This is a genomic window from Dietzia sp. SYD-A1 (assembly GCF_015356725.1).
Taxonomy (GTDB): Bacteria; Actinomycetota; Actinomycetes; order Mycobacteriales; family Mycobacteriaceae; genus Dietzia.
Genome location: NZ_JADDKI010000104.1, coordinates 1 through 6,659, shown reverse-complemented (window position 1 = coordinate 6,659; position 6,659 = coordinate 1). Strand labels below are relative to the sequence as shown.

The window sequence follows — 6,659 nt, the reverse complement described above, 5'->3', positions numbered from 1 at the left end:
GGCGCGGTGGTCCTGTCCCAGGAACTGCCCTTCCCGGCCGCGCCGATCATCCTCGGCACCGTCGTGGTCCTGGCCACGGCGGCGATGGCCTGCCTCCTCGCCGCGCGGGACCGATGCCCGCTGCGGTCCCGTCGTCCCGCTGCCACGCCGGCCGCGACACCGGCCTGAACTCGACGGCCGGTTGCCCGCCCGGTTGCCCTGACCGCGCCGTACGCGCACGATGCGCGGCATGGACTCCACTCTGCTCTGGGACGGCTGGGACCCGATCGTCCACTCCGTCGTGATGGTCGCCTGCGGATTCGTCGCCCTGGTCCTCATCCTCCGGGTGTCCGGGCCCCGCACGATGGCCAAGATGACCCCCCTCGACTTCATCGTCGCCGTCACCATCGGGTCGGCGTTCGGCCGGACCCTCACCGCGACCGAGGTGCCGCTCGTCCAGACGGTGCTGGTCGTGGCGCTGCTCGTCGGTATCCAATGGCTGTTCGCCGCGGTCCGTGCACGGTCACCGCGGGTCAGGTCGCTGCTGGACAGCCCGCCGGTCCTCCTCTACTACCAGGGCCGGATGCAGGGCCGGGCCCTACGGAGCCACCGCCTCCTCGAGGACGATGTCCACACCGCGGCCCGGCAATCCGGGAAGGGATCGCTCGAGGAGGTCGCAGCGGTGATCCTCCAGCAGGACGGCAGCCTGGGGGTGATCGGCCGGGACGATCTGGGCGACGCCTCGAGCCTGCTGCCGTTCACCGGCCGACCCGACATCCGGGACAACGAGGGGTGAGGGGTCCGCCCGGGACCGGTGGCGTGAGGAATATCACATAGTTACCGTGGCCCAACGGTGTTAAACGGAGGCGGAGCCATGGATCAGTTCAACCGGAGGGCCTTCCTGGCGCGAGCGTCTCTCCTCGGCGCATTCGTGGGCGCGGGCGTCTCGTTCCCGGGAGCCCTGAACCACTCGATGCGACTCGTGGGACGGGCGAACGCCCAGGCCACCGGCAGCGCGGTCCTCGACGCGGTCGAGGAGTTCTCCCTGGACACCATGCGCGCACTGTGCGTGATGGTCATGCCCGGGCCCGACGAATGGTCGAGACAGCAGGGCACGCCACGCGAGGACCCCGGGCCGATCGAGGTCGGCGGTGGTGAGTTCATGAAGGACCTGTTCGACAACTATCTCGCGATGGGCGACCAACTCGCGCGACCTCTCGCCCTGGGTATGGGAACCGCGCTGGCGGACATGGGCATACCGGCTGAGCCCTTCCTGGGTCTGAGCGAGCCCGACGGTCGCCGCATCGACGAGGTGCTCGGATACGTCTACAGCGATCGCGTGCTCCCGCTGTCCCTGCCCGTCGCCCTGGTCCTCAACACCGGCGCGCTGCTCGTCAATCCCGGTTCGATCACCGGCCCCCTCGGATCGCCGTTCTCCCGGTTGTCGCTCGGGGACAAGTGCCGCGTCCTCGAGGGCATCGAGGGTCCCGTCCCTGAGCTCATCGCGATCGTCGACGGATCATTGCCCGCCCCCCTGCGCGGCTCCGCCTCGGGCTTCCTCCGGTTCGCCGGCGGGATCATGCTCCAGGCCGCCGCGTTCGGTGTGTACTCCGAGCAGAACACCTTCAATCGGCAGACGAGGACGGTGGAGCCGCGCCCGGTCCCCTGGGAGCTCACCGGGTTCCGGCCCACGGGCCTGGTCGACGGCCACCCCGAGTTCGTCGGGTACTACCAGAACCGCACGGAGGTGCCTGCGGATGCGTGACGTCATCGTCATCGGAGCGGGGGGCGGTGGCCCGGTCGTGGCCGCCGAACTGGCCGGGCGGGGCCTCGACGTCCTGATCCTGGAGGGCGGCCCCCGGCACGCCGATCCCGAGAACCAGTGGTCCCACGCCGAGAACGACGCCAACAACCCGAACAACGGCTTCCTCCGGTTCGGACCCGAGGACCGCGACAAGCCCGCGTGGTTCCGGGAATGGACGGACAACCTGTTCATCTGGCAGCTGTCCGGTGTCGGTGGGACCACCCAGCACTACTACGGCAACAGCCCCCGCCCCATGCCCGGCGCGTTCCGCGGGTACACCGGTGCCGACGCCGGAGAGTACGACACCGCCCACCTCTTCCCGTTCAGCTACGAGGAGTTGGTGCCCTACCTGGAATGGGTCGAGGACACCCTCCCGGTGGAGACCGCGGCGATGGGGACGAAGGAGGAGCTGACCTTCCGGGGATGCGAGGGCATCGGTCTCCCGGTCCAGACTTCCCGGAACATCACCCGGCCGGCGTTCCGACCGCAGCAGAACGCGATCCTCCAACCCGGGGGCAACTCGGGACGGACGGACGACGCCAACCTCCTCACCTACCCGCAGGCGACCGGCTGCACCTTCTGCGGCCATTGCTTCCAGGGGTGCTACGTGCCCAGGCGGGCGCCGAGGAACCAGTACGCCAAGCGCTCCACGGACAACAGCTACGTCCCGCTCGGCCTGGCGGCGGACGCGGTCCGCCCCGGGGGGCGGGCGTTCGAGCTGATCGCGGACAGCTTCGTCCAGCGGATCCACCACGAGCAGGAGGGCCCGCACAGCGTCGCCCGGGGCGTGACCTGGCGCAACAACACCACCGGGGAGGTCTTCTCCGAGGACGCCCGGGTCGTGGTCCTGGCCGGAGGGGTGACGGAGAGCCCGCGACTGTGGTTCAACAGCGGGCTACCCAACCCGAACGACTGGGTCGGTCGCGGCCACACCGACCACCACTTCGACTGGGTGGTGGGCAGCTTCGACGAGTACACGGGCAACTCCAAGGGCGCCAACTCGGCCGCGCGGATGGACTGGCCGGGTCGCGGAGGGATGGAGAACGTCGGGCTGGGCCCGGCGATCCAGGCCTTCACGCTCTCCCTCTCGGACTCAGGGGTGCGCGGGGTCTACGACAACGGCCGGGGCCTGTACGGGCCGTGGGACGGGCCGTCGGGCCGACTCGTGGGCAACGAGCTCAAGGACCTCATGATGGGCGGGATCGACACCCTGCTCAACTTCCTCGTGATCACCGACGACCACGTGCAGTCGAGGAACCGGATCACCCCGTCCCTCTTCCCCGCCGACGAGAACGGCGCGCCCGCCAAGGTGGACGTGACCCTGCGCGACCGCTCCCCCAGAACGCAGGAGAACCGGGAGTTCATGGTGCACAAGTCCGTGGAGATCATGCGGGCCGCCGGGGCGAAGAAGGTGTACCGGCTCGACTGGGCGCCGCTGCTGCTCCACGTGCACTCGTCGATGCGGATGGGTGAGTCCGACCAGAATTCGGTGCTCGACGCCAACGCCGAGGCCCGGTGGGTCAAGCGATTGTTCATCGCGGACAACTCGGCCCTCGCCAACGCACTCGGCGGACCCAACCCGACCCTGACCACCCAGGCGCTCGCCACCCGCACGGCGGAGAAGATATTCCAGCTGTACTTCGGCGGGGACCCGTGGGTGCGCGCCGAGGCACCGGTGGTCAGCACGGATCCCAGGATCTCCGCGCGCATGAACGCGATGGGACTCTGAACGGGCACTCTCCGGTCGCCCCCCCGGCCCCGTTCGCCTCTCCACACGGACACGGAGTGATAGTTTTCCTTCATCTCCGGTCGTCGCGTCGGGAAGGCAAGCCATGTGCACGAGAACCCTCTGGTCCCCCTCCGAGAACCTTGTCCTGGCCGGCCGCACCATGGACTACGAGGTCGATCTGCGGACCAACCTCTGGGCGTTCCCGCGGGGCATGACCCGCGACAACGGCGTGGACGACAGTCTGACCTGGACCTCGACGTACGGCAGCGTGGTGGCCGCGGCCTATGACCTCGCGAGCACCGACGGGATCAACGAGGCGGGCCTGGCGGGACATCTGCTGTGGTTGGCGGAGTCCGATTACGGCGACCGCGACCCGGAGCGTCCGGCGCTGAGCGCCTCGGCGTGGGTGCAGTACATGCTGGACAACTTCTCCACCGTCGCCGACGCCGTGGACTGGATGCGGCGGTCCCGGGTCCAGATCCGGACGTCCGGGGATCCGGTCACCGGCGCGACCGTCACCGTTCACCTGGCGCTCGACGACCGCAGCGGGGACTCGGCGATCATCGAGTACACCGACGGCGAACCCCACATCTGGCACGACCGGTCCTACACGGTGATGACCAACTCGCCCCCGTTCGCCGAGCAACTCGACCGTCTGCGGGAGATCGAAGGTTTCGGCGGTGACCGCCCCCTGCCCGGCGGCACGGACGCCGACGAGCGTTTCGCCCGCGCGGCCTACTACCTGGACCGGCTCCCGGCGCCCACCGACCGGACGGGGGCGGTCGCGGAGTTGCTGAGCGTGATGCGCAACGCGTCGCAGCCGTTCCGCACGCCGGAACCGGGCCATCCGAACGCCTCCACGACTCTGTGGCGGACCATCACCGACCACGTCGACGGCGTGTACGTCTTCGAGGACACCAGTCGGCCCAACATCGTCTGGACCCGGTTGGACGCACTCGACCTGTCCGAGGGCGCACCGGTCCGCAAACTCGATCTGGTCGCCGACACCGGGCTCGAGGGCGGACTGGTCGGGGAGGTCAGCGCGCACTTCGAGGTGGCGGCGCCGATGGAGTTCCTCCGCGCGTCCTGAGCAGGGGACGGTCCCCGTGGGCGACCGGCCCCGCACCCCGCGAGGAGAGTCCGGGGTCACGCGGGCGGCACGACCCGGTACCCTCATGTGCCAGCACTGTTAACGCATCCGGCCCCTCACGCTCACCCGTGACCGTAGACAAGGCATGGCACATGGCATTCTCACGCGCGAAGCTCTTCACCGGACTGGTGGCCACCTCGGCGCTCGTCCTCGCAGGCTGCACAGGCGGCACCGAGGACGGCACGGCCGGTGACAGCGGGGAGTCGTACACGATCGGCATCAACCAGCTCGTCCAGCACCCGGCGCTCGACGCGGCCACCGCGGGCTTCAAAGAGGCCTTCGCCGACGCCGGCGTCGAGGTGGAGTTCAAGGAGCAGAACGCCAACGGCGAGCAGGGCACCGCCCTGACCATCGCGCAGCAGTTCGCCGCCGACGACCTGGACCTCGCCCTGGCGGTGGCGACCCCGGCCGCCCAGGCCATGGCCCAGAACATCATCAACATCCCACTGCTGTTCACCGCGGTCACCGACCCGGTCTCGGCCGAGCTCGTCGAATCCATGGAGGAGCCGGGCGCCAACGTCACCGGCACCTCGGACGCGGCCCCGATCGACGAGCAGCTCGAACTGCTCAAGCAGATCGTCCCCGACGCCGAGCGCGTCGGCATCGTCTACGCCTCCGGGGAGGTCAACTCCCAGGTCCAGGTGGACCAGGCCGAGGAGGCCGCCGGACCGCTCGACCTGGAGATCGTCACCCAGACCGTGACCTCGGTCAACGAGATCCAGCAGGCCGTCGAGGCCCTCGGCGACGTCGACGCGATCTACGTCCCGACCGACAACATGGTCGTCTCCGGTATCGCCGCACTCGTCCAGGTGGCGGAGACCAAGCAGATCCCCGTGATCGCCGCGGAGGAGGGCACCGTCGAGGGCGGGGCCGTCGCCACCCTGGGCATCGACTACACCGAGCTCGGCCGCCAGACGGGCGAGATGGCGCTGCGCATCCTGCGCGACGGCGAGGACCCCGCCACCATGCCGGTCGAGACCGCTGCCGAGTTCACCTACGTCGTCAACGAGGACGCCGCCGAGCGCCAGGGCGTGACCATCCCGGAGGACATCCTCGCCGAGGCTGAGAAGAAGTGATCGGATCCGTCGAGGTAGGCCTGATCTACGGGGTCATGGCGCTGGGGGTCTACCTGACCTTCCGCGTGCTGAACTTCCCCGACCTCACCGTCGACGGCAGCTTCACCACCGGTGCCGCCACCGCGGCGACGGCACTCCTCGCCGGCTGGAGCCCGGTGATCGCGACCCTCGCGGGATTCGCCACCGGGTTCCTGGCCGGCATCGTCACCGGCCTGTTGCACACCAAGGGCAAGATCGACGGGCTGCTGGCCGGCATCCTCACCATGATCGCCCTGTGGTCGGTCAACCTGCGGATCATGGGCAGCGCCAACGCCCCGTTGCTGCGCCAGGAGACCGCGTTCACCCCGCTCCGTGAGGCCGGAATCCTCGGCACCTGGGCCGGAGTGGCTGTCCTCGCGGTGGCCGTGGGACTTCTCGGACTCGTCGTGATCTGGTTCCTCACCACCAATCTGGGCCTGTCCATCCGAGCCACGGGCGACAACGGCCCGATGATCTCGTCTTTCGGCGTGTCGACCGACTTCACCAAGACCCTCACCCTGGCGCTGTCCAACGGCCTCGTGGGCATGTGCGGCGCGCTGCTGGCGCAGTACCGGGGCTTCGCCGACATCTCGATGGGCATCGGCATGATCCTGGTCGGCCTGGCCTCGGTCATCCTGGGGCAGGCGATCCTCGGCCAGCGCAGGTTGTGGCTCGCGGTGTACGCCGTGATCGTGGGCGCGGTCCTCTACCAGTTCATCATCGCCGTGGCGCTCGAGGTGGGGCTCAACCCGAACGACATGAGGGCGGTCACGGCGATCCTCGTGGTGATCGCGCTCCTCGCACCCAGGTGGAAGTCCGTGGGCGGTCGGTTCGGCCGCAAGCCCACCACGGCGGCCGCCGCCAACGAGCGGGCGATGGCGGGCGGCGGGACCACTGTCGAGG

Annotated in this window: 6 protein-coding genes; all 6 read left to right on the top strand. The window is 69.5% G+C overall.

The features are described 5' to 3' along the window. Window positions 1-229 precede the first annotated feature (229 nt). Window positions 230-775 (top strand): DUF421 domain-containing protein, encoded by a 546-nt coding sequence (locus IY392_RS05055; protein WP_107757679.1) that lies wholly within the window; start codon window positions 230-232, stop codon window positions 773-775. A gap of 78 nt (window positions 776-853) precedes the next feature. Further along, window positions 854-1,744 (top strand): hypothetical protein, encoded by an 891-nt coding sequence (locus IY392_RS05050; RefSeq protein ID WP_107757680.1) that lies wholly within the window; start codon window positions 854-856, stop codon window positions 1,742-1,744. Then, a complete protein-coding gene (locus IY392_RS05045; protein WP_107757681.1) occupies window positions 1,737-3,512 on the top strand; it encodes a GMC family oxidoreductase N-terminal domain-containing protein in 1,776 nt (591 codons plus the stop codon). Before IY392_RS05050 ends, IY392_RS05045 begins: the two co-directional genes overlap by 8 nt. A gap of 103 nt (window positions 3,513-3,615) precedes the next feature. Continuing rightward, window positions 3,616-4,602, top strand: coding sequence for a linear amide C-N hydrolase (locus tag IY392_RS05040; RefSeq protein ID WP_194860684.1), 987 nt, complete (start codon window positions 3,616-3,618; stop codon window positions 4,600-4,602). Window positions 4,603-4,754: 152 nt separating this feature from the next. Beyond that, window positions 4,755-5,738, top strand: coding sequence for an ABC transporter substrate-binding protein (locus tag IY392_RS05035; protein WP_194860683.1), 984 nt, complete (start codon window positions 4,755-4,757; stop codon window positions 5,736-5,738). Then, window positions 5,735-6,659, top strand: a 925-nt coding sequence (locus IY392_RS05030) for an ABC transporter permease (protein ID WP_309234009.1), incomplete at its 3' end; no start/stop codon positions are given. The genes IY392_RS05035 and IY392_RS05030, both read left to right, overlap by 4 nt.